This window comes from Kocuria kalidii, assembly GCF_044462225.1.
Classification (GTDB): Bacteria; Actinomycetota; Actinomycetes; order Actinomycetales; family Micrococcaceae; genus Kocuria; species Kocuria kalidii.
The window spans coordinates 1-21848 of record NZ_JBISWJ010000092.1 but is presented as its reverse complement, the minus strand read 5'-3'; the positions used below and the strand labels follow the sequence as shown (position 1 = coordinate 21848).

Here is a 21848-nt window from a genome sequence, read left to right as displayed (position 1 = left end):
ACGGGTTCGTGAGCGAGCGCATCGGTCTGGGCGACGTCGAGGAGGCCTTCGCCAAGATGAAGGCCGGCACCGTGCTGCGCTCCGTCGTGGAGATCGACCGATGAGCCCCGTCGACGGTCACGACGGCGACGCCCTCCCGGACCGGGAGCGGGCCCATCCCGCCGATCACGGCGCCGTCCCCTCCCGCCGCACCGGCGGCAGCGGCCGGGTCCGCATCGACCGGCTGGTGACCTCGGGGACGTTCTCCCTCGACGGCGGGACGTGGCCGGTGGACAACAACGTGTGGATCGTCGGCGACGACGACGAGTGCGTCGTGATCGACCCGGCGCACGACCCGCAGGCCGTGGTGGAGGCCGTGGCCGGGCGGACCGTGCGCGCGATCCTGCTGACCCACGCCCACGACGACCACATCAGGTCGGTCAAGGAGGTGTCCGGACAGGTGGGTGCCGAGATCCACCTGCACCCGGACGACACGGTGCTGTGGGAGCAGGTCTACCCCGCCACGCCCTTCGACGCCCGGATCGCCGACGGGGACGGGTTCACCGTGGCCGGGACGACGCTGACCGCGCTGCACACCCCGGGCCACTCCCCCGGCTCGGTGTGCTTCTGGGCCCCGGAGCTGGGCGAGGGCGGAGTGCTGTTCTCCGGCGACACCCTCTTCCAGGGCGGCCCCGGCGCCACCGGCCGGTCCTACTCGGACTTCCCCACGATCGTCGACTCCATCCGCGACCGGCTGCTCACCCTGCCGGGCTCAGCGGAGGTGCTCACCGGCCACGGGGACCCGACCACGATCGGGACCGAGGCCCCGCACCTGCAGGAGTGGATCGACCGGGGCCACTGAGCTGCGCTCCGCCGGGCCCGGGACTCCGGGCCCGGCGGGCCCGGATCCTCAGAGATCCGCGGGAACGGTGCGCCGCCAGCGGTGGACGAAGCCCAGGGCGGTGGCGAGCAGCACCGCCGCAGAGACCACCGGCACGAGCGCCGCGGTCCGGTAGCCCCAGGTCTCCCCCGACCACCCGGACAGGGCCAGGCCCACGGTCAGTCCCAGGCTCATGGCCGCGGTCATCAGCGTGGTCAGGGCCGTGACGCGGGAGCTCGGGGCCACGAGACGGGCGATCTCGTAGACCGCCACCAGGCACGGCCCCGTGGTCAGCCCGGCCAGTGCCAGCACGACCACCATCCCCACGGAGTCGTCGGGGATCGTCAGCAGCATGGCGGCGAGGACGGCCCCGGCGGCCGCCGCCACCCAGCGGTTCCACAGCCGCATCGCCTCGGTGCGGGTCGACGCGGCCACCGCCGCCAGCGCCGAGGTGAGGCCGGAGACCGCGTACAGCCAGCTGACCGAGACGACCGTGTCCACGGCGGTCGTGAAGACGACGACCGCTCCGAGGGTCGCTCCCACGAAGGAGCCCAGGGCGGCCATGCCCACCACGGGGAGCAGCCGGAGCTGACGCGTCCGGCGCCGCCTCCGCCGACCCGCCCGTGACGGCGCGGGCGGGACGCGCGGCAGGACGTGGACGGGCCCGGCCGGCGCGCGCGCCGAGGAGTGCAGCAGGAACACGGTGGTGCCCACCAGCGTGAGGGTCGCTGCGAGCACCAGCACGGAGACGGGTCCCAGGGTCACCGCGACGAGGCCGGTCACCGCGGCCGCCAGGACGGTGGCCAGGGAGTCCATCACGCTCTCGTGGCGCAGCGCGGTGTCGAACAGGTCCTCGCGCGCGTCCCGGCCCAGCAGCGACCACCAGCGCAGGCGGCACGCGACGCCCATCTGCGGGAGCACGAGGCCGGCGAGCAGGCACGGGAGCACCAGTTGCGCGGGCTCGGCGTCCGCGTCGGCGGAGAGGTCCGGCAGCATGCGCACGAGCCACCACACGGCCGGCGGATTGACGAGGGTGAGCAGCACGAGGCCGAGCTGCCGGCGGCGCCACGACGCGGCGGCGCCCATGGCCAGCCCGCACAGGGCCGAGCCGAGGGTCACGGCGGCCGCGCACAGGGTGCCCAGGGCCGGCGACCCCGAGATCAGCGCAACCGTGGTCAGCACACCGAGCGGCACCATCGTCTGCGGCAGCCGCACCAGCAGGGTGAGCACGGGGTACAGTGCCCCGCTGACCGCGGCGAGCTCGCGGGAGTCGGCGAGGGGCGAGCGGCCGGCCGTGCCGAAGCCCCCGAGGGGCTGGGCGGCGCGCGTGCTGGTCACGAGGGTTCTCCGCTTCCTTCCGACGGCGGACGGGCAGGAACAGCCTAGCCCCGCCCTGCGGGCGGCGACGGAAGTCGTCGCCCGCCCGGGCAGGGCCGCGGCCTCACTCCTCCCGGGCGGTCGGGTCCTCCGGGGCCGCCGGGTCGGTCGAGGCCGTCGTCCTCCCGGGCGCGGACCCCGCCCCGGCGCTGCGGCGCGGACGGAGGAGGTCCGCCGAGCGGTGGACCAGACCGGCGACGAGCCCGCCCAGCAGCGGGGCCGCCCAGAACAGCCACAGCTGGGGCAGGTGGGACGTCCCCGCGACCACGGCGGCGCCCGTGGAGCGGGCCGGGTTCAGCGATCCGCCGTCGAACGGGGCGGTGATCGTGAGCAGGAACACGAAGGCCGCCCCGATGGCCACGGGCGCGAGCACCGCGTTGGCCCGCGGTGCGGTCGAGCCCAGCACCACGAGGGCGAACAGGGCGGTCGCCACGAACTCGACCAGGAGCACGGTGGTCCACCCGGCCTGGGACGTGGAGTTCTCGCCGAAACCGTTGGAGACCGCGCCGAGGACCTGGGCGGTGGTCGAGGAGTCCAGCAGCGTGACGAGCACGGCCCGCAGCACGCCCGCGGCGGCCAGCGCGCCGAGGACCTGGGCCAGCACGTAGCCCGCCCCGTCCCGCGCGGGGGTGCGCCCGGCCACGACCGCGGCGAGCGTCACGGCGGGGTTGAAGTGCCCTCCCGAGACGTGCCCGAAGGCGACCATCGCCGCGAGCAGGCCGAGGCCGAAGCCCAGGGCGGAGTCGATGACCTCGGTCGCGAACATGCCCGTGCCCAGACCGGCGAAGACCAGCAGCGCGGTGCCGGCGAACTCGGCGGCCCAGCGTGCGGGGGCGGACGCGCCCTCCGGCGCACCGGCGGGCACGGAGTCCTTGCGCGCGGCGACGGGCACCGGCGCCGCGAGACCCTCCGCGCCGGGGACGGCAGGGGTGTCCCGGTGGTCGACGCCGTGGGCGCCGATGCCCACGTCGGTGCCCTCGGCGGTGCCGGGAACGTGCTGACTCATGGAGCTCTCCTCGGGGATCGGGGCGACACGGTGGGGTGCCGTGGCGGAGGGGGCGCCGGGCGCCCGTGCCATGCAACCACAGTCCCCGGGAGGGCGGCCGCTGCCGCGCCGGGCGCCGCCGGGCCCCGACTACACTGACCGCATGCCCGCTCCCCTGCTCCTCCCCGACACCGGCCTCGACCCGGGCTGGCCCGAGTACGCCGACTCCGTGCGCGCGGCCCTGCTGGGCGGAGCCCTCGGGGATGCTCTCGGCTCCCTCGCCCGCTCCGACGGGCGCCGCCCTCCCGCCCCGTCGCACGGAGCCGAGTCCCCGAGCGGCCGCCGGGAGACCGGCGACGCCACCACGGTGCTGCGGATCTCCGGCAGCACCCAGCTGACGCTCTATACCCTGGACGCCCTGCAGGAGGTCGTCGAGTGGGCCAACCAGGGCCACGCGGCCGACGAGACCGCCTGTCTGTGGCTGGCCTACCTGCGCTGGCTGCGCGCCCGGGGCGGACCCCACCCGGCCGAGGCACCGCGTCCCCTGCCCCGCCCGATCGACGAGCAGGAGGCCCTGCACACTGCGCGCGAGCCCGACGACACGGCGCTGGAGGCCCTGCGGACCGGCCGGATGGGCGAGGTCGAGCGCCCGCTGCTGCCGGAGGCGAAAGGCTGCGGCACGGTGCCGCGCTCGGTGCCGTACGGGCTGCTCCCGCACGTGGGCTGGCGGACGCTGGCGCCGCTGGCCATCAACGGGGCGGCCGTGACCCACGGCCACCCGGAGGCGCAGACCGCGGCGGCCGTGCAGGGCTTCGTCGTCCACGCCGCCGTGCGGGCCCGCCGAGAGGGCGTGGAGCGCCCGGTGGCCGCGGCCGTGGCCGCCGCGCGCGAGACCGCGGGGAACCTCACCCGCCCGGTGGCCGAGACCCTCGAGCGGCTCGGCGACGCCGTGCGCGCCGCCGAGCAGGAGACCCTCGACCCGGAGGACCTCACCCGGCTGCTCGGCGCCGGCCGGTCGGCCCCGGAGGCCCTCGCGATCGGGCTCTGCGCCGCCCTGGCCGCCGAGGCCGGGGACCCGCACGGCCGGGACCCGCAGACCGTGTTCCGCCGCGCGGTGGCCCTGGCGACCGGCCGCGACGGCGCCGCGGCGGGGGCGGTCGCGGGTGCCGTCACGGGCGCGGCCCTCGGGACGGCCGCCCTGCCGCCGGAGTGGACGGCCCGGCTGGACGCCCGGGACGCGGTGGCGGGGACGGCCGACCGCTGGCTCAGGGAAGTGGGGGCGCCGTCAGCCGCCTGACGCCCAGTCCGGCCCCGGCGAGGAGCTGCTCCACGGTGCCCGCCCCGGAGCGGCGGACCAGGTCCACCACGATCCCAGCGCACGCCCGGGCGTCCTCGAGGGCGTCGTGGTGGTTGCGCAGCGGCACCCCTGCGGCCTCGGCGGCACGCGGCAGCGCGTAGGACGGCAGGTCGTAGCCGCGCCGCGCCAGTGCGAGGCTGCACGCGTACGCCAGCGGGGCGTGCGGGGTGTTCGTCTCGGCGCACGCCGCTCGGATGACGCCCATGTCGAAGGCCGCGTTGTGCGCCACCACGAGCTCGTCGGGGTTCTCCGCGAGGATCCACTCCTCGATCCGCGGCCAGAGCTCCTCGAAGACCGGGTGGTCCGCGACCGTGCCCTCGGTGATCCCGTGGATGCGCGTGTTCCCGGGGTCGAAGGTCCCCCGGGTCCGCGGGGGGCGCATGTACGCGGAACGCTCCTCCACCACCCTGCCGCCGCGGACCCGCACGAGTCCTACGGCGCACGGGGAGCCGAGGAAGCGGTTGGCGGTCTCGAAGTCGATGGCGGTGAACGCGAGGGACGACGGGTCCGGACGGGTCCGGACGGCGGTCGGGACAGCGGTCGGGGCGGGGGACGCGGGGAACGGCACCGGAACAGCCTACTGTGCGCGCTCAGGCATGGGCGCCGCGCAGGTTGACCTCGATCCAGTCGTCGGCCCGGGCGATGGACTGGTTGACCTGGGCCGTGTCGAGGTCGTGGTGCAGCGCGTACGCGACGGCCTGCAGGGGAAAGGTGCGCGCGTGCAGCCGGGCCCGCTCGTAGACGCTCTCCGAGACGGCGGAGCGCAGGGTGTCCCAGCCGTACCACAGGCCGAGGGACGCGGCGTCGTGCGCGGGGTCGGAGAGGCAGGCGTGGTCCCAGTCGATGATGCCCGTGAGCTCGTCCCCGTCCCACAGCATGTTGTGCCCCATGAGGTCCCCGTGCACGAGGGTCGGCACCACGGTGGGCAGGGAGGCGAGCTCGGTGACGGCCCGCAGCGCGGCGTCCTGGTTCCGGGGCAGCAGCCGCGGGATGACCTCGTCGAGGAGCACGTGCCGGCGGCGGTGGCCGCCCCAGTGCTGGCCGGGCCGGTCGAGGTAGCGGGCGAAGCCGGCGGTGTCGACCTCCGCCAGCTCGGTCAGCACCCGGTGCAGCACGGCCGGGTCGCCGTGCCCGGGCTGGTGCGGGTGACCGGGCAGCCACGTCAGGCCCACCCCGGTGTAGCCGTTGGAGACCACCACGCCGGTGAGCGGGCGGGGGGTGGCGAACGAGAAGCGGGGCAGCCGCCGCAGCACCTCGGTGCGGCGCTCGACGTGCTCGCAGACGGTGGCGTTCTTGGCGATGCGCACGGAGATCGTGTGGCCCACGTTCACCACCACGTGGGCGGATCCGCCCGCGTGCACCTCCCACTGGCTGGGGTCGGCGCCCGTGCCGGCCTCGCGCAGGACGGCCTCGACGGCACCGGCGAACGGCAGGTGGTGGAGCTGCGACCAGGGCATCGGGCAACATCCTCGGTTCGGACGCGGGTCAGTCGGTGAGGGAAGCAGGGTCGAGGGCGGCCACCAGGTGCGGCAGCAGGGCCCGCAGCGCGCGCCCGCGGTGACTGATGGCGTTCTTCTCCGCACGCGTGAGCTCGGCGCAGGACCGGTCGAGCCCGTCGGGCCGGAACACGGGGTCGTAGCCGAAGCCGCCGTTCCCGGTGGGTTCGCGCAGCAGCACGCCGCGCAGCGCACTGGTCTCGACGTGCTCGGTCCCGTCCGGGGTCACGAGCGCCGCGGCGCACACGAACTGCGCGCCGCGGTGGGCGTCGGGGACGTCGGAGAGCTGGTCGAGCAGCAGCCGGAGGTTCGCGGCGTCGTCGCCGTGCCGGCCGGACCAGCGCGCGGAGAAGATCCCGGGGGCCCCGCCGAGGACGTCCACGGCCAGGCCCGAGTCGTCGGCCACGGCGATCAGCCCGGTCGCGGCCGCCGCGGAGCGGGCCTTGAGCAGGGCGTTGGCCTCGAAGCTCGTGCCGTCCTCGACCACGTCGGGGGCGCCGGCCGTGGCGGCGTCCACCACGAGTCGTCCGACGTCCGCCGCAGGCAGCGCGGCCGCGATCAGGTCCCGCAGCTCGGCCAGCTTCCCCTGGTTGTGGGTGGCCAGCACCAGTCGTGCGCCGTCGTGCTCACCCATCGTCGCCCTCGCGCAGCGTCTCGACCTGGATCTGGGTCAGCTGGGCGCAGCCGGCGAGCGCGAGGTCGAGCAGGGCGTCGAGCTCGGCACGGTCGAAGGGGGCGCCCTCGGCCGTCCCCTGCACCTCCACGAAGTCGCCGGACCCGGTGACCACCACGTTCATGTCGGTCTCGGCCCGGACGTCCTCGACGTACGGGAGGTCGAGCATCGGCACGCCGTCGATGATGCCCACGGACACGGCGGCCACGGTGTCGGTGAGCGGCTGGGCGCGGCGGGCGATCAGTCCTTCGGCCCGCGCCCAGCCGATAGCCTCGGCCAGGGCCACGTAGGCGCCGGTGATGGCCGCGGTGCGGGTGCCGCCGTCGGCCTGGAGGACGTCGCAGTCGAGGACCACGGTGTTCTCCCCGAGAGCGGAGAGGTCGATGACCGAGCGCAGGGACCGGCCGATGAGCCGGGAGATCTCGTGGGTGCGCCCGCCGATCTTGCCCTTCACGGACTCGCGGGCGGACCGGGTGGACGTGGCGCGCGGAAGCATCGCGTACTCGGCGGTCACCCAGCCGCGGCCCTCCCCCTTGAGCCAGCGCGGCACGCCCTCGGTCACGGACGCGGTGCACAGCACCCGGGTGCTGCCGAACTCGACGAGGGCGGAGCCCTCCGCCTGCTGGGACCAGCCGCGGGTGATGGTGATGGGCCGCAGCTCGCCGGGCGACCGGCCGTCCGAGCGGGTCACCCCCGTGGTCGAGACGGACGGTGCGGTCTGGTCGACGGGGGAATCCATGTGCTCCACCCTACCCCTCGCCACGCCGCCGTCGGCCGGTCCTGCAGCGCCGGGGCTCACGGGCCGACGGCGGCCGCGGGACGGCCGCTGCCGCGGCGGACGATCTGGTACGTGCGGGCGGGCTCGGCCACCCCGATCGGCCCCTCGAAGACCGCCTGGGCCTCCTCGACGGCCCGCTCCGGGGAGTTCCACACCGGCAGGTGCGTCAGCAGCAGCCGGCGCACCCCGGCGTCCCGGGCGGCCTCCGCGGCGCGCCGGCCGGTGAGGTGGATGCCGCGCAGCGCGTCGTCGCGGCCCTCGTGGTAGGCGGCCTCGCAGAGGAAGACGTCGGCGCCCCGGGCGGCGAGCACGAGTCCCTCGCACGCGTCGGTGTCCCCCGAGTAGGCGAGGGTGCTGGGGCCCGTGGCGCCGTCGTAGTCGATCCGCAGGGCGTACGGCTCGGGGGTCGGATGCTCCACCGCGAAGGGCGTGATCGAGAACGGTCCGACCTGCACCGGCTCCTCGGGGACCCAGGTGTGGAAGTCGAACTCCCCGTGCATGCCCGGCTCCGGGGGGAGCCCGTGGGTGCTGCTGAGGTAGTCGTGCAGGCCCGAGGGCGCCCACAGCGGGACCGGGTCCCGCCCCCAGCCCCGGGGATCCCACTTGATCGCCACGTGCAGCCCGGCCAGGTCGATGCAGTGGTCCGGGTGCAGGTGGCTGACCAGCACGGCGTCGATGTCGTGCAGGTCCATGTGGCGCTGCAGCACCCCGAGGGCGCCGTTGCCCATGTCCAGCAGGATGCGCCACGTCCGGCCCTCGGCGTCCTCGCCGCTGACGAGGTAGCAGGAGGCCGGGGAGTCCGGGCCCGCGAAGGAGCCGGTGCATCCGACGATCGTGAGTTTCATGGGCGAGGGGCCTTCCAGGGAGAACCGGTGGGACGGGCGGCCGCACCGGCCGCGGGACTGTTCAGGGAGCGGACGGGCCGGCGCCCCCGATCATCTCCGGGGTGATCCGCGCGAGCGACCCCGTGGGGTACTGCTCGGCCACGGAGCTCGTGTGCCGGACGCGGGCGACCTCCGGGCCCAGGAACCGCCGGGCGAGGACCTCGAAGGACGCGGCCTCCCCGGTGGCGAGGAACTCGTGGCGGGCGGGCAGCTGCGGATCCCGCTCGAGACCGTGCCCGACCAGGGCGCGGTAGACGTCCTTGGCGGTCTCCTCCGCGCTCGAGACCAGGGTCACGCTGTCGCCCATGACGTAGGAGATGACCCCGGTGAGCAGGGGGTAGTGGGTGCAGCCGAGGACCAGGGTGTCCACGTCGGCGTCCCGGAGGGGGCCGAGGTAGCCCTGTGCCGTGGCCAGGAGGCCGGGGCCCGTGGTGATGCCCGCCTCCACGTAGTCGACGAAGGCCGGGCAGGCCACCGAGTCGATCCGCAGGTGGGGCGCGGCGGCGAACGTGTCGTCGTAGGCCCGGGAGCCGATCGTCGCCTCCGTGCCGATGACCCCGATCCGCCCGTTGCGGGTCGAGGACACCGCGCGCCGCACCGCAGGCTGGATGACCTCGACCACCGGGATCCCGTAGACCCGGGTGTAGCGCTCCCGCGCGTCCCGCAGGACGGCGGCCGACGCCGTGTTGCAGGCGATCACCAGCAGCTTGACCCCGGAGTCCACGAGCTCGTCCATGATCCGCAGGGCGTGCGCCCGGACCTCCGCGATGGGCAGCGGCCCGTAGGGTCCGTGGGCGGTGTCCCCCACGTAGACGATCTCCTCGTGGGGCAGCTGGTCGATGATGGAGCGGGCCACGGTGAGGCCGCCCACCCCGGAGTCGAACACGCCGATGGGTGAACCGGGGTTGGGGCGCCGGGGGGCTCGGCCGCCGGATCCGAAGACGTCGTCATCCTGCATATCGACAAGAGCGTAGTCCCGGGCGTGCCACCGCCCCAAACCCCACCGCGGGCGCGCCGTCGTGAGGCGCGGCAGCCCGGGCCCGTGCGGGGGCCCACCGCGGTGTCGTCACTGGTCAGTCGCGGGGGAGGTCGTGGAGGAGCGCCTCCATGAGGGTCTCCTGGAGCCAGGAGACGAAGTTGTAGAGCAGCGACATGTACGTCTCGACGTCCTCGATCGCGGACCAGTCGTCGTAGCGCCCCACCCGCTCGGCGTCCGCCTCGTCCTGGATCCCGAGACGGTCCGCCAGCACCAGCCGGACGTCGTTGAGGGCCTGTCCGAAGGCCTGCGCGTCCTCCGGGGCCAGCCGCACGGGCTGCGCCTCCAGCGCGAGGGCGGCCTGCTTGAGCACGCCCATCTTGGCCTCCCGCAGCCCCCGCTCCGTGTACCGGCGGAACTCGGCGGCCCGCTCGGGGTCCAGGCTGCCGTCGGGCAGCAGGCGCCGCAGCGCGGAGTCGTCCGGGACGGAGGCACCGCCGGACACCCCGAGCATCCGTTCGAGCGAGTCCTCCGAGACCGGCTCCTCCGGGGCGAGCGCCTGGGCGACGTCCGCGAACAGCTTCTGCAGCAGCTCCTTCTCCGCGTCCTCGAACCGGGCCGTGATGCCCTTCCGGGTGGACCGGAAGCCCTGCGCCATCAGCTGCCCCCCGCCTGCTCGAAGGTGGCCCAGAGCCCGAACCCGTGCATGGCCGCGGTGTGCGTCTCCGCCTCCTCGAGGGATCCGCTGGCCACCACGGAGCGGCCCTCGTGGTGGACCTCGAGCATCAGGGACCGGGCCTTGTCCTCCGGGTAGCCGAAGTAGGAGCGGAACACGTAGGTGACGTAGCTCATGAGGTTCACGGGGTCGTCCCACACCACCACGTTCCAGGGGCGTGCGGTCTCGGCGGCCACGGACGTCGCGCCGGTGGGCCGGGTGCCGGTCTCCGGGGCGACGGTGGCCGCGGGTCGGGCGGCGGCGGGGATAGCGCGGTGCATGGTCCGTCCATCGTAGCGAGGAACGGACGGCGGGCGCACCGACGGCGTGGCTAGAGTGGTGCCCGTGAACCAGCGCAGCCACGCGTGGGCCCCGCCGCCCACGTCCCTCATGACCGACCACTACGAGCTCACCATGCTGCAGGCCGCCCTGCACGCGGGCACCGCGCAGCGGCGCGGCGTGTTCGAGGTCTTCGCCCGCCGGCTGCCCGCCGGTCGCCGCTACGGCGTGGTGGCGGGCACCGGGCGCCTCCTGGAGGGACTCGAGAGCTTCCGCTTCGGCGACGAGCAGCTGCGCTTCCTGGCCGACACCGGCGTGGTCAACCGCGCCACCCTGGACCATCTCGCCGGCTTCCGGTTCACCGGCTCGATCACCGGCTACGCCGAGGGCGAGGCCTACTTCCCCTCCTCGCCGCTGCTCGTGGTGGAGGCCACCTTCGCCGAGGCGTGCGTGCTCGAGACGTACTTCCTCTCGGTGCTGAACTTCGACAGCGCCGTGGCCTCGGCCGCCTCCCGCATGGTGGGTGCCGCCGCGGGGCGGCCGTGCATCGAGATGGGCTCCCGGCGCGCCCACGAGGAGGCCGCGGTCGCGGCGGCCCGCGCGGCCGTCATCGGCGGCTTCGACTCGACGTCGAACCTCGAGGCGGGTCTCCGCTACGGGCTCCGGACCGTCGGGACGGCCGCCCACTCCTTCACGCTCCTGCACGACTCCGAGGAGGACGCCTTCCGCGCCCAGCTGCAGTCCATGGGCCGGGACACCACCCTGCTCGTCGACACCTACGACGTCGAGGCCGCCGTCCGGAAGGCCGTGGAGCTCGCGGGCCCCGAACTCGGCGGGGTGCGCCTGGACTCGGGCGACCTCGTGACCCAGGCCGCCTGGGTGCGGGAGCTCCTCGACGAGCTCGGCAACCCGGACACCCGCATCACCGTCACCTCGGACCTCGACGAGTACGCGATCGCGTCCCTCAACGCCGCGCCCGTCGACGCGTTCGGCGTGGGCACGCGCGTGGTCACGGGCTCGGGGGCACCGACGTCGTCGATGGTCTACAAGCTGGTGGCCCGCGAGGACTCCTCCGGCGAGCTGCGGCCCGTGGCGAAGACCGCCCGGGGCAAGGTGTCCGTGGGCGGGCGCAAGCACGCCCTGCGACGCCGGGACGGCTCGGGCACGGCGACGCACGAGATCGTCGGGGTCGGCCCGGCGGCCGAGGGCGACGGGGACGACCGGGCGCTGCTGGAGGACCTCGTCCGCGACGGCGAGGTGCTCGACGGCTGGACCGGACCCGCCGGGGTGGCCCGGGCCCGGGCGCGGCACGCGGCGTCCGTGGCCGAGCTGCCGCGCTCGGCCCGGCGGCTCAGCGAGGGCGACCCCGTGATCCCGACGGTGCTGGGGCCCGGTGCCCCGGCCTGACCGGCGCCGGACGGAGCGAGCCACCGGGAGCAGCCCGGCAGGAGGATCCCACCGAACAGACCGAAGAGACCGAACAGAAGGAGGAACACCATGAGGACCGCACTGATCGTCGTCGACGTGCAGAACGACTTCTGCGAGGGCGGCTCGCTGGCCGTCACGGGGGGCGCGGAGGTGGCCTCCGCCGTGTCCGAGCACCTCGAGGACCACCACGGGGACTACGCCGCCGTCGCGGCCACCCAGGACTGGCACGTGGACCCCGGCGCGCACTTCTCCGACCGGCCGGACTACGTGGACTCCTGGCCCGTGCACTGCGTCGCCGATTCCCACGGTGCCCACACCCACCCCGACCTGGACACCGACTGGATCCAGGCCTGGTTCCGCAAGGGGGAGCACGACGCCGCCTACTCCGGCTTCGAGGGGCTGCTCGCCCCGGACGCCGACGTGCCGACGGGCGACGGCGAGGACGTCGAGGAGCCCGACGTGAGCCTCGACGACTGGCTGCGCGAGCACGAGATCGAGGCCGTGGACGTCGTGGGCCTCGCGACCGACCACTGCGTGCGGGCGACCGCCCTGGACGCCGTCGAGGCCGGCTACGACACCCGCGTGCTGGTGGACCTCACCGCGGGCGTCGACCGGGAGAGCACGGAGCGCGCGCTGCGGGAGATGGCCGAGGCCGGGGTCGAGATCGTCCGGTCCTGATCCCGCACGGCCCGTCCCGGCGGCCCTGCCCCGGCACGGTCCGCCCGGGAACGGGCGGACCGTGCCGGGGCAGGGCTCACTTGCGGCCGACGAACCAGTCCTGCAGCTTCCTGACCCTCGCCTGCAGCTGCGCCTCGTTGGCCTGGGCCACCGCGGGTCCGCCGCACACGCGGCGCAGCTCGTTGTGCACGACGCCGTGCGGGGTGCCGGTGCGCGACGCCCACGCCGAGACGTTCTTGGACAGGGTGGCGCGCAGCTCCTTCAGCCGCCGGTGGTCGGGGACCGCCGGCGCCTCCGGCGCACCGACCGTGCCCGAGCGCCTGCGGGCGTGCTGCGACTGCCGCTCCCGCAGCAGCGCCGAGACCTGGTCGGCCTCGAGCAGGCCCGGGATGCCGAGGAAGTCGGCCTCCTCGTCGGAGCCGACCGCCACGCCGCCGCCGAAGGCGCCCCCGTCGAAGAGCACGCCGTGGAAGGACGCGTCCGAGCCGATGGCCTCGAACCGGCCCCGGGCGAGGGCCGCGGAGGCCTTGTCCTCGCGGTTGGCCTCCTCCAGCAGCTCGTCGTCCCAGCCCTCCTCGAGGGGGTCCGCGGGCAGTCCCGTCTCCTCCGCGGCGGGCTTGTCGAGGGCGTGGTCCCGCTCGGCCTCCATCTCGTTGGCGAGCTGCATCAGCGCGGGCACGGACGGCAGGAAGACGGAGGCCGTCTCCCCGCGCCTGCGGGCACGCACGAAGCGGCCCACCGCCTGGGCGAAGAACAGGGGGGTGGACGTCGACGTCGCGTAGACGCCCACGGCGAGGCGGGGGACGTCGACCCCTTCGGAGACCATGCGCACGGCCACCATCCAGCGGCTGTCCCCCGCCGAGAACTCGTCGATCCGGTCCGAGGCGCCCTTGTCGTCGGAGAGCACCACGGTGGGGTTCTCGCCGGTGATCCGGCGCAGCTGCGCGGCGTAGGCCTTCGCGTCCTGGTGGTCGGTCGCGATGACCATCGCCCCGGCGTCGGGCACGGCGCGCCGCACCTCCGTGAGCCGCTGGTCCGCGGCCTGGAGCACCGAGGGGATCCACTGCCCGTCCGGGTCGAGGGCGGTGCGCCAGGCGTGGGCCGTGATGTCCTTGGTGAAGCCCTCCCCGAGCTCAGCGGCCATCTCCTCCCCCGCGCTGGTGCGCCAGCGCATCTGTCCCGAGTAGGCGAGGAAGAGCACGGGCCGGACCACGTGGTCCTGGAGCGCGTCGCCGTAGCCGTAGGTGTAGTCGGCGCTCGAGCGGCGGATCCCGTCCCCGTCCTCCCGGTAGCGCACGAACGGGATGGGCGCGGTGTCCGAACGGAAGGGCGTGCCGGTCAGGGCGAGCCGGCGGGCGGCCGGGTCGAAGGCCTCCTGCAGCCCGTCGCCCCACGTCAGCGAGTCCCCGGCGTGGTGGATCTCGTCCATGATCACCAGCGTCCGGCCGGCCTCGGTGCGGGCCCGGTGCAGGAGCGGCTTCATCGCCACCTGCGAGTAGGTCACGGCCGCCCCCAGGTAGTCCCGGCCGTGGGAGCCGTCCGCGTTCTTGAAGTTCGGGTCGATCGCCAGTCCCACGCGGGCCGCGGCGTCCGCCCACTGCCGCTTGAGGTGGTCCGTGGGCGTCACCACGGTGATCCGGTTGACGGTGCCCCGGTCGAAGAGCTCCTTGGCCACCCGCAGCGCGAAGGTCGTCTTGCCGGCGCCGGGGGTCGCGACGGCCATGAAGTCCCGGGGCTGCGTCTCGAAGTAGCGCTGCAGCGCCTCCGCCTGCCAGGCGCGCAGCTTGGGCGCCGTGCCCCAGGCGGCGCGGTCGGGATAGGCCGGGGGGAGGTCGGCGGCGGCTGCGCCGAACAAGGACAGCTGGTCGTCCTGGGACACTCTGGCGACGTCCTTTCGCTCGTGGTCCCGCGGCCTCGTGGACGCGGTGGATGCGGGTCGCGGCGCCGGGCCACGCAAAAGCGCCCGCCGGCGGCGGGCGCTTCCTCGGGGGCGGTGCTCAGCCCTGTCCGTCGCCCTGGTCGTTCGCGGGGCGCAGGCCGTCGTAGATCTCCTTGCAGGTGGGGCACACCGGGAACCGCTGCGGGTCCCGGCCCGGGACCCAGACCTTGCCGCACAGGGCGATGACGGGGTCGCCGGAGAGGGCGGACTCCATGATCTTCTCCTTGCGCACGTAGTGCGCGAAGCGCTCGTGGTCGCCCGGCTCCTGGACCTCCCTGGTCTCCTCGCGCTCGATCGTCGACGTGCCGCCGGCCGGCTGCGCCGGGTCGGTGCCGTGGGGGCTGTCGCCCCGTCGGTTCGTGGGGGTGCCGGTGGTCGCCGCTGAGACATGCATGGCGCCACTTTACCCCGTTCCCGCCGACCGGCGGGACGGCGCCCGCGCCCCGGCTGCGGGCTCCGGCCCGGCCGTCCTGCTCAGCGGAACTGGGCGACCTCCTGGAGGAGCTCCGGGGCCCGCCGGTCGAACCAGCGCCCGCCCAGGACGATCCCGCCCCAGCAGAGCAGCGGTCCGAGCAGCGCCCCGGCGGCGAGCGCCGTCCAGCCCCAGACGACGTCGCCGGTCAGGACCTGGACGACGAGGGGCACCGCCGCCGGCAGCACGAGCACGAGGATCAGTCCGAGCGCCACGAACTGCACCAGCACGTTGAGCACGGTGAAGCCCTGCGGCGTCTTCAGGGGGGACGCCCCGGGCGGGGCCACGGGATAGGTGTACCGGGCGGACATCACGGAGGACAGGCCCGCCCCGCCCAGCAGCGCGAGGAGGGCGGTGCCCGTGATCCCGGGCAGCAGCTCCCAGCGGCCCTCGACCGCGAACGGCAGCAGCAGCCCGAGGGCGGTGAGCGGCACGGCGATGACGACCAGCGCGAGCACCCGGCCCGCGCGGTCGTGCACGCCCCGGACGCCCGACAGGACGTGCAGGTGCAGCGCCGTGTTGTCGTAGGACACGTCGCCCGAGATCTGGTACGCGAGCAGGGCCGCGATCAGGGGGCCGAGGGCGTAGAGGAAGAAGCTCCCGCCGCCGGGGTCCCGGGAGAACCAGACGAGCACGACGAGGGCGGGGATGACGAGCAGGCCGGCGGCGTAGCGCGGGTCCCGGAACCAGTAGACGAGGCACCGGACCGCGACGGCGGCCCACGGGCTCCGGGGCGCGCGGTCGAACAGCCCCGCGCCGGCGGCCCCCTCGCCCCGGGGTGCGGCGGTCCGACCGCCGGACGCGCTGGTCAGGGCCCGCTCCTGCGCGACCCGCCAGAGGACGACGAGGGCGAGGAGCGTCAGCACGGTGACCGTGAGCCGGGCGGCGGCGGCCCCCCAGTCTCCCGCGGCGACGTCCGCCGGGATGGCCCAGACGGCCCCGACGGGCGTCCAGGCGAGCACCCCGGCGTACTGGGGCAGCCGGTCCCAGAGCCGTTCCAGCCCGCTGAGCAGGCCCGTGAAGATCGGCCCGAGCAGCACGAGGCCCACGAGCGCGGCCAGCGAGATCAGCTCGGTGAGCCGCCGGCGGCGGCCGAGACCGGTCGCGAGGGCCGTGACGCAGCGGGAGCCCGTGATCACCAGCGCCAGGGCCAGCGGCAGGCACAGGACGGCCGCGAGCAGCGCGGCCGGCGACGACCGCCAGGAGCCCGCCGCCGCGAGGAGCGCGACGGTCGTGAGCGCGCCCGGGACGCCGACGAGGGCGCCGAGCCCCTGGCCCCACTGGATCTGGCCCACGGAGAGCGGGAACAGGGCGAGGCGGGCCGGGTCCAGCGTCGCGTCGGCGCGCGCCGCCAGGACGGGCAGCAGCCACCACGCCAGCGTCGCCGCCGTGCCGGCGAGCACGAGGACCGTGCGCACCAGGGACAGGTCCTGGCGCCCGAGGAGGAACAGGGCGACCACGGCCAGGCCGAGCAGGAACAGGAAGTAGGCGGCGCCCAGCACGGTCCCCACGAGCACCCAGGTGCTGCGGGTCAGGGTGTTGACGAGGATCCGCGCCTTGAGCCCCACGAGGCGCCGGGCGAGGGCGGCCGTGCCCGCACGGACGGGCGCGAGGGCCTCCGGGGCCGGGGCCAGGCCGGGGCTCACTCCGGGCGCAGCCACGACAGGCCCTCCCCCGTGTCCCGGCGCCCGCCGACGAGTTCGACGAACCGGTCCTCGAGCGTGGCCCCGGCCCGGACGTCGTCGACCGTCCCGGCGGCCAGCACCCGCCCCTGGTCCATGACGGCGACGTGGTCGCACATCCGCTGCACGAGGTCCATGACGTGGCTCGACACGACCACCGTCCCGCCGGCGGCCACGAACCCGTGCAGGATCTCGCGGATGTTCGCGGCGGAGACCGGGTCGACCGACTCGAACGGCTCGTCCAGGACCAGCAGGCTGGGGGCGTGGATGAGGGCGCCGGCCAGTGCGATCTTCTTGGTCATGCCGGCGGAGTAGTCCTGGACCTGCGTCCCGGCGTCGGCCACCAGGTCCATGGCGCGCAGCAGGTCCTCGGTGCGCTCCGCCACGACCTCCCGGTCCATGCCGCGGAGCAGGCCCGAGTAGGTGACGAGCTGGCGTCCCGTGAGCCGGTCGAACAGGTGCAGGCCGTCCGGGAGCACGCCCATGAGCTGCTTGGCCCGCCGGGGCTCGGCCCACACGTCGACGCCGGCCACGCGGACGCGGCCCGCCGTGGGGCGGAGCAGGCCGGTCGCCATGGACAGCATCGTGGTCTTGCCGGCGCCGTTGCGCCCCACGAGCCCGAAGAAGGAGCCGCGGGGGACGTCGAGGTCCACGCGGTCCACTGCCACCTTCGCCTCGGGACCGCCCGGGCGGCCGAAGACCCTGACGAGACCGCGCACGCCCAGTGCCGGCCGCTCGTCGGCGGGCGGCGCGGGGGCGTCCGGCACCGGACCGGCGGACCGGACGGGAACGGGCTGCGGGCGGTGCTGGTGGCTCATGGCACCAGCGTAGGCAGGGCCGGGCCCGCCCCGCCTCCGGCGCGCGGCGGACGGCCCGTTCCCCGGCCGGACGGGTGCTCCGCCGCGCGGCGGACCCGGACGGACCGCCCCGGTGGCACGGCGCTCCCGGACGGTGGCCGCGGCCGGGCGCACCGTCGGGACGGCGCGCCGGGTGCGTCCGGCGGGAGGCCCGCCGGAGCGAGGACTCAGAAGAGCGCGCGCATCAGGGCGCCGCGGGCGGTGACGACGCGCTGGTCCTCGGCCCCCACCACGTCGAAGAGCTCGAGCAGCCGCAGCCGCACGGCGTCGCGGTCCTCCCCCGCACTCCGTCGCACGAGGTCCAGCAGCCGCCGGAACGCGTCCTCGACGTGACCGCCCGAGACGTCGAGATCGGCGACCGCCAGCTGGGCCGCCACGTCGTCGGGCGCGGACGCGGCCTCGGCGCGGACCGTCGCGGCGTCCATCGGCAGCACGCGCTGGAGCAGGTGCACCTGGGCGAGGGCGAGCTTCGCCTCCCGGTCCCCGGGGTTCTCCGCGATCGCCCTGCGGTACGCGGCCTCGGCGGTGTCGAGGTCACCGGCCTCGAGGGCGTCCACGGCCTCCTGGTGCAGCGGGGGCAGCGGCTCGGGCTCGTCGTCCGTGCGCCCGGGCTCCACGGCGCCCGTGATCCCGTTCTGCTCGGCGAGCGCGAGGAGCTCGTCCAGGACCTCGGCCACCTGCTCGGGCGGGACCGTCGAATTGAACAGCGGGACGGGGCGTCCGCCGAGCAGCGCCACCACCGTGGGCACGGACTGGGCCTGGAACATCTGGGCGATCTCGGGGGCCGCCTCGGCGTCCACGGAGGCCAGCAGCATCCGCCCCCGGTAGCGGTCGACGACCTGCTCCAGGGTGTCGGTGAACGCCACCGACTGCTGGCTGAAGCCGGCCCACAGGGAGAAGACCACGGGGACCTGGGTGGAGAGCTGGGCGACGTCCTGGAAGTCGGCCGCCGTCACCTCCCGGCGGTACCCGCCTGCCTGCCCCTCCCGGCCGGCGGGCGGGGTGCCGGTCCCGGCGGGGGGAACGGCCCCCAGGTCCACCGCTCCCCGCACCGACGCGGGCAGCGCCTCGTCCTGCGGGGGCGGAGCGGTCTCGGCGGTGCTGCGCGGCTGCTGGTGCTGGAACTCGTTCACGGGGCGTCTCCTGGGAACTCGACGAGGGGCCGGTCGGCCCGCTCGGCCCCGCGGTGCCGGGGGCCTGGTTCGGTGGTCGGGGTCGACGGGCTGCGCCGACGGCGGGACGGCACCCGGTGGGTGCCGCGGGTCTCGCATCGATTATCGACCGTCGGGGGGCGGCGCGGCCACCGCCGCGGCCGTGTGTCCGCTTCCGGCGTGACCGCTCCCGTCCGGCACGGCTCCACGGCGACGGGATCCGCGGCTGCGGCTCAGCGGCGGGTGCGCCAGCACCGCTCGTGCCAGTGGCGGCGGTCCTCGAAGGCGCTGCGCGCCCCGAGCAGGGAGTCCTGCTGCCACACGACGAGGTGTGCGGTGCCCGGGGCCACGGGCCGGCCGCAGCCCGGACAGGTGTAGGTCTTGACCGCGTTGGCGGGCCGCACGTGGCGGACCATCCAGTCCCCGTCCCCGGCGCGCTCCACCGTGGGGGCCGGTTCCAGGACCCGCTCGACCGGCCACGGCTCCTGCGCCGCACCGCGCTGCCACTTGCTGGCGCGCGGGCCGGTGCCGGGGCCGCCGCGGCGGCGCCGCGAGGAGTGGTTGGACCGTGGCACGGCGTCATCCTCTCACACGCGCACCGCCCTCCCGGGACCGGGCGGACCCCTCCGGAGCGCTAGGCTGGGGCCCGTGCGTCTCGTCATTGCCGATTGCTCCGTCGACTACGAAGGGCGTCTGCGCGCCCACCTGCCCGCCGCCCGCCGTCTCCTCGTCGTCAAGGCCGACGGCTCCGTGCTCGTGCACTCGGACGGGGGGAGCTACAAGCCCCTGAACTGGATGAGCCCGCCCGCGCGCCTGCACGTGGGCGAGCCCGGGGCGGACCTCGCGGCCGAGGGCGTGCTGCAGACGTGGACCGTCCAGGCCGCCAAGAGCGACGACCGCCTGGTCATCCAGGTCTTCGAGATCCACGAGGACGTCTCCCACGACCTGGGCACGGATCCCGGGCTGGTGAAGGACGGGGTCGAGGCGGACCTCCAGCGCCTGCTCGCCGAGCAGATCCACCGGCTGGGCTCCGGGCACACCCTCGTCCGGCGCGAGTACCCCACCGCGATCGGGCCGGTCGACATCCTGGCCCGCGACGCCGCCGGTGCCACCGTGGCCGTCGAGCTCAAGCGCCGCGGGGACATCGACGGCGTGGAGCAGCTCACCCGGTACCTGGAGCTGCTCAACCGCGATCCGCTCCTGGCGCCCGTGCGCGGGGTGTACGCCGCGCAGCTCATCAGGCCACAGGCCCGGGTGCTCGCCGAGGACCGGGGCATCGTGTGCCTGACCCTCGACTACGACGAGATGCGCGGGCTCGACGACAGCGACGCGCGCCTGTTCTGAGCCTCTCCCGAGCACACCTCCGCGGGTGTACCCGGCCCACGCGGCCGGCGGACGGCCGGCAACACGGGATGATCAGCAGGCGAACAACGTTGACCGTCCCCGGGGAGTGTGTGAAGCTGAGCGTGTTCTTCGTTCCATGTTTTGCATGCTCGCAGAACGGGTAAGCGAGCGTGACGTTCGACCCGGACCTTGTCCTCCGCCCTCCGGGACAGGAGGCCTCGGCCCTCGGCTCATCTCGTGGTACCGCCCTTCCGTGCACGACCTGTGCACACGTTTCGCACCATCTCGCAAGGAGAGATCTTCATGGCCCAGGGCACCGTCAAGTGGTTCAACGCCGAAAAGGGCTTCGGCTTCATCACCCCCGACGACTCCGACTCGGACGTCTTCGTCCACTACTCGGAGATCCAGTCGGGCGGCTTCCGCACCCTCGAGGAGAACCAGCGCGTCGAGTTCGAGATCGGTCAGGGCCAGAAGGGCCCGCAGGCCACCGGCGTCACGCTCATCTGATCCGCTTCCCGCGCATCTGCTGAGCAGGAGCCCCGCACCCGTTCCCGGGTGCGGGGCTCCTGCGTGCCAAGGGTCCGCCGGTTCAGCGCCCGGTGCCGACCACGTGCCGCTCCACGGCGGCCCCGGCCGAGCAGAGCTGCTCCACGAAGTGCTCGTAGCCGCGGTCGACGTGCTGGACGCCGGCCACGTCCGTGGTGCCGACGGCGGCCATCCCGGCGATCACGAGGGCCGCGCCCGCCCGGATGTCCATGGCCTCCACGGGTGCTCCCGAGAGCGACGGCATCCCCGACACCAGGGCGTGGTGGCCGTCGAGGCGGACGCTCGCCCCGAGCCGCTCCAGCTCGGCCGTGAAGCCCCACCGCGCCTCGAACACGTTCTCGGTGACCATGCCGGAGCCCTCGGCGACGGCGTTGAGGGCCACCACGAACGGCTGCAGGTCGGTGGGGAAGCCGGGATAGGGCAGCGTGGACACGTTGATCGCGCGCGGGCGCCGCGGCCCGGCCACCACCAGGCGGCCCCCGTCCGTGTCCACCCGGCAGCCGGCGGAGCGCAGCTTGTCCAGCACCACGGTGAGGTGCCCCGGCTCCGCGCCCTCGATCTCCACCGTCCCCCCGGTCACGGCCGCGGCGAAGGCCCACGTACCGGCCACGATCCGGTCCGGCACGGTCCGGTGCTCGACGGGGCGCAGGGACTGCACGCCGTCGACCGTGACGGTGCTCGTGCCCAGCCCCTCGATCCGGGCACCCATGGCCTGCAGCATCCGTCCGATGTCGACGATCTCCGGCTCCCGGGCCGCGTTGTCGATGACGGTGGTGCCCTCGGCCAGGGTGCCGGCCATCATGAGGTTCTCCGTGGCGCCCACGGAGGGGTAGTCCAGGCGGAAGTGCGTGCCGCGCAGGACCTGCGGCACGGAGGCGACGAGGTAGCCGCGCTCGATCTGCAGCACCGCCCCCATCGCCTCGAGGCCCGCACGGTGCATGTCCAGGCCGCGGGAGCCGATGGCGTCCCCGCCGGGCAGCGCGACCTCGGCCACGCGGCACCGGGCCACGAGGGGCCCGAGCACGGAGATCGACGCGCGCATCGCCCGGACCAGGTCGTAGTCCGCCTGGTGGTGCAGGACGGCCGGGACGTCGATCCGGACGATCTTCTCGGACCGCTCATAGGAGACGGCGCAGCCGAGCCGCCGCAGCAGCTCGGCCATGATCGTGACGTCCAGGATCTCCGGGACGTTGGTGATGGTGGACTCGCCCTCGGCCAGCAGCGTCGCCGCCATCAGCTTCAGCACGCTGTTCTTGGCGCCGGAGACGCGCAGCCGGCCGTTGACCGCGGTGGGTCCGTGCACGACGATCTTCTCTTCCATCCACGCTCCTGGGCGGGTCTCACCGGGGCTCCCGCGGGAACCCGGGGACGG

Annotated in this window: 23 protein-coding genes; 6 read left to right on the top strand and 17 right to left on the bottom strand. The window is 75.0% G+C overall.

Features of this window, described 5'->3' with window-relative positions; all coding sequences use genetic code 11:
* Positions 1–100: 100 nt before the first annotated feature.
* Positions 101–841 carry an MBL fold metallo-hydrolase gene (locus tag ACH9D3_RS13740; RefSeq protein WP_396411356.1) on the top strand — a complete coding sequence of 247 codons (741 nt, stop codon included), beginning with the start codon at positions 101–103 and terminating at the stop codon, positions 839–841.
* 48 nt (positions 842–889) lie between these two features.
* On the opposite strand, the gene ACH9D3_RS13735 is transcribed toward ACH9D3_RS13740, so the two are convergent.
* A complete protein-coding gene (locus tag ACH9D3_RS13735; RefSeq protein ID WP_396400313.1) occupies positions 890–2197 on the bottom strand; it encodes an MFS transporter in 1308 nt (435 codons plus the stop codon).
* A gap of 103 nt (positions 2198–2300) precedes the next feature.
* Positions 2301–3242, bottom strand: a complete 942-nt coding sequence (locus tag ACH9D3_RS13730; RefSeq protein ID WP_396411355.1) for an aquaporin — start codon at positions 3240–3242, stop codon at positions 2301–2303.
* Positions 3243–3384: 142 nt separating this feature from the next.
* Here ACH9D3_RS13730 and ACH9D3_RS13725 point away from each other — a divergent pair, with 142 nt between their 5' ends.
* Positions 3385–4518: an ADP-ribosylglycohydrolase family protein gene (locus ACH9D3_RS13725; protein WP_396411354.1), complete on the top strand. Its 1134-nt coding sequence runs from the start codon at positions 3385–3387 to the stop codon at positions 4516–4518.
* On the opposite strand, the gene ACH9D3_RS13720 is transcribed toward ACH9D3_RS13725, so the two are convergent.
* The 8 genes from ACH9D3_RS13720 to clpS all read right to left on the bottom strand — a co-directional run bounded on the left by ACH9D3_RS13720 (position 4487) and on the right by clpS (position 10381).
* A complete protein-coding gene (locus ACH9D3_RS13720) occupies positions 4487–5146 on the bottom strand; it encodes an exonuclease domain-containing protein (protein WP_396411353.1) in 660 nt (219 codons plus the stop codon). The genes ACH9D3_RS13725 and ACH9D3_RS13720 overlap by 32 nt on opposite strands.
* 22 nt (positions 5147–5168) lie before the next feature.
* Positions 5169–6035 (bottom strand): phosphotransferase family protein, encoded by an 867-nt coding sequence (locus ACH9D3_RS13715; protein WP_396400309.1) that lies wholly within the window; start codon positions 6033–6035, stop codon positions 5169–5171.
* Between the two features lie 28 nt (positions 6036–6063).
* Positions 6064–6708, bottom strand: coding sequence for an RdgB/HAM1 family non-canonical purine NTP pyrophosphatase (rdgB, locus tag ACH9D3_RS13710; protein ID WP_396411352.1), 645 nt, complete (start codon positions 6706–6708; stop codon positions 6064–6066).
* The gene (rph, locus tag ACH9D3_RS13705; protein WP_396400307.1) at positions 6701–7486 is read right to left on the bottom strand and encodes a ribonuclease PH; all 786 of its coding nucleotides are present in this window, start codon (positions 7484–7486) and stop codon (positions 6701–6703) included. The genes rdgB and rph overlap by 8 nt, the downstream gene beginning before the upstream one ends.
* 56 nt (positions 7487–7542) lie before the next feature.
* On the bottom strand, positions 7543–8370 hold the full coding sequence (locus tag ACH9D3_RS13700; RefSeq protein ID WP_396400306.1) for an MBL fold metallo-hydrolase: 828 nt from the start codon (positions 8368–8370) through the stop codon (positions 7543–7545).
* Between the two features lie 61 nt (positions 8371–8431).
* Positions 8432–9367 carry a glutamate racemase gene (gene murI / locus ACH9D3_RS13695; protein WP_396411351.1) on the bottom strand — a complete coding sequence of 312 codons (936 nt, stop codon included), beginning with the start codon at positions 9365–9367 and terminating at the stop codon, positions 8432–8434.
* A 115-nt stretch (positions 9368–9482) separates the two neighbouring features.
* A complete protein-coding gene (locus ACH9D3_RS13690; protein WP_396400304.1) occupies positions 9483–10043 on the bottom strand; it encodes a DUF2017 domain-containing protein in 561 nt (186 codons plus the stop codon).
* Entirely contained in the window at positions 10043–10381 is a 339-nt protein-coding gene (gene clpS, locus ACH9D3_RS13685) for an ATP-dependent Clp protease adapter ClpS (RefSeq protein WP_396400303.1), read from the bottom strand. Before clpS ends, ACH9D3_RS13690 begins: the two co-directional genes overlap by 1 nt.
* A gap of 55 nt (positions 10382–10436) precedes the next feature.
* On the opposite strand from clpS, the gene ACH9D3_RS13680 reads away from it, so the two are divergent.
* Together ACH9D3_RS13680 and ACH9D3_RS13675 are read left to right on the top strand one after the other, a co-directional pair.
* A complete protein-coding gene (locus ACH9D3_RS13680) occupies positions 10437–11786 on the top strand; it encodes a nicotinate phosphoribosyltransferase (protein ID WP_396411357.1) in 1350 nt (449 codons plus the stop codon).
* Positions 11787–11876: 90 nt separating this feature from the next.
* On the top strand, positions 11877–12485 hold the full coding sequence (locus ACH9D3_RS13675; RefSeq protein ID WP_396400302.1) for an isochorismatase family protein: 609 nt from the start codon (positions 11877–11879) through the stop codon (positions 12483–12485).
* A 76-nt stretch (positions 12486–12561) separates the two neighbouring features.
* On the opposite strand, the gene ACH9D3_RS13670 is transcribed toward ACH9D3_RS13675, so the two are convergent.
* The 6 genes from ACH9D3_RS13670 to ACH9D3_RS13645 all read right to left on the bottom strand — a co-directional run bounded on the left by ACH9D3_RS13670 (position 12562) and on the right by ACH9D3_RS13645 (position 19161).
* Positions 12562–14364: a DEAD/DEAH box helicase family protein gene (locus ACH9D3_RS13670; protein ID WP_396411350.1), complete on the bottom strand. Its 1803-nt coding sequence runs from the start codon at positions 14362–14364 to the stop codon at positions 12562–12564.
* A gap of 118 nt (positions 14365–14482) precedes the next feature.
* On the bottom strand, positions 14483–14818 hold the full coding sequence (locus ACH9D3_RS13665; protein ID WP_396400300.1) for a DUF3039 domain-containing protein: 336 nt from the start codon (positions 14816–14818) through the stop codon (positions 14483–14485).
* Between the two features lie 80 nt (positions 14819–14898).
* On the bottom strand, positions 14899–16557 hold the full coding sequence (locus ACH9D3_RS13660; protein ID WP_396411349.1) for a hypothetical protein: 1659 nt from the start codon (positions 16555–16557) through the stop codon (positions 14899–14901).
* A complete protein-coding gene (locus tag ACH9D3_RS13655) occupies positions 16539–17396 on the bottom strand; it encodes an ABC transporter ATP-binding protein (protein ID WP_396400298.1) in 858 nt (285 codons plus the stop codon). Before ACH9D3_RS13655 ends, ACH9D3_RS13660 begins: the two co-directional genes overlap by 19 nt.
* A gap of 206 nt (positions 17397–17602) precedes the next feature.
* A complete protein-coding gene (locus ACH9D3_RS13650) occupies positions 17603–18568 on the bottom strand; it encodes a tetratricopeptide repeat protein (protein ID WP_396411348.1) in 966 nt (321 codons plus the stop codon).
* A gap of 251 nt (positions 18569–18819) precedes the next feature.
* A complete protein-coding gene (locus tag ACH9D3_RS13645) occupies positions 18820–19161 on the bottom strand; it encodes an ATP/GTP-binding protein (protein ID WP_396400296.1) in 342 nt (113 codons plus the stop codon).
* A 73-nt stretch (positions 19162–19234) separates the two neighbouring features.
* Here ACH9D3_RS13645 and nucS point away from each other — a divergent pair, with 73 nt between their 5' ends.
* Both nucS and ACH9D3_RS13635 read left to right on the top strand, forming a co-directional pair.
* Positions 19235–19930, top strand: a complete 696-nt coding sequence (gene nucS / locus ACH9D3_RS13640) for an endonuclease NucS (RefSeq protein ID WP_396411347.1) — start codon at positions 19235–19237, stop codon at positions 19928–19930.
* Positions 19931–20233: 303 nt separating this feature from the next.
* A complete protein-coding gene (locus tag ACH9D3_RS13635) occupies positions 20234–20437 on the top strand; it encodes a cold-shock protein (protein WP_017833253.1) in 204 nt (67 codons plus the stop codon).
* Positions 20438–20519: 82 nt separating this feature from the next.
* On the opposite strand, the gene murA is transcribed toward ACH9D3_RS13635, so the two are convergent.
* Positions 20520–21797, bottom strand: coding sequence for a UDP-N-acetylglucosamine 1-carboxyvinyltransferase (murA, locus tag ACH9D3_RS13630; protein WP_396400294.1), 1278 nt, complete (start codon positions 21795–21797; stop codon positions 20520–20522).
* Positions 21798–21848: the final 51 nt, after the last annotated feature.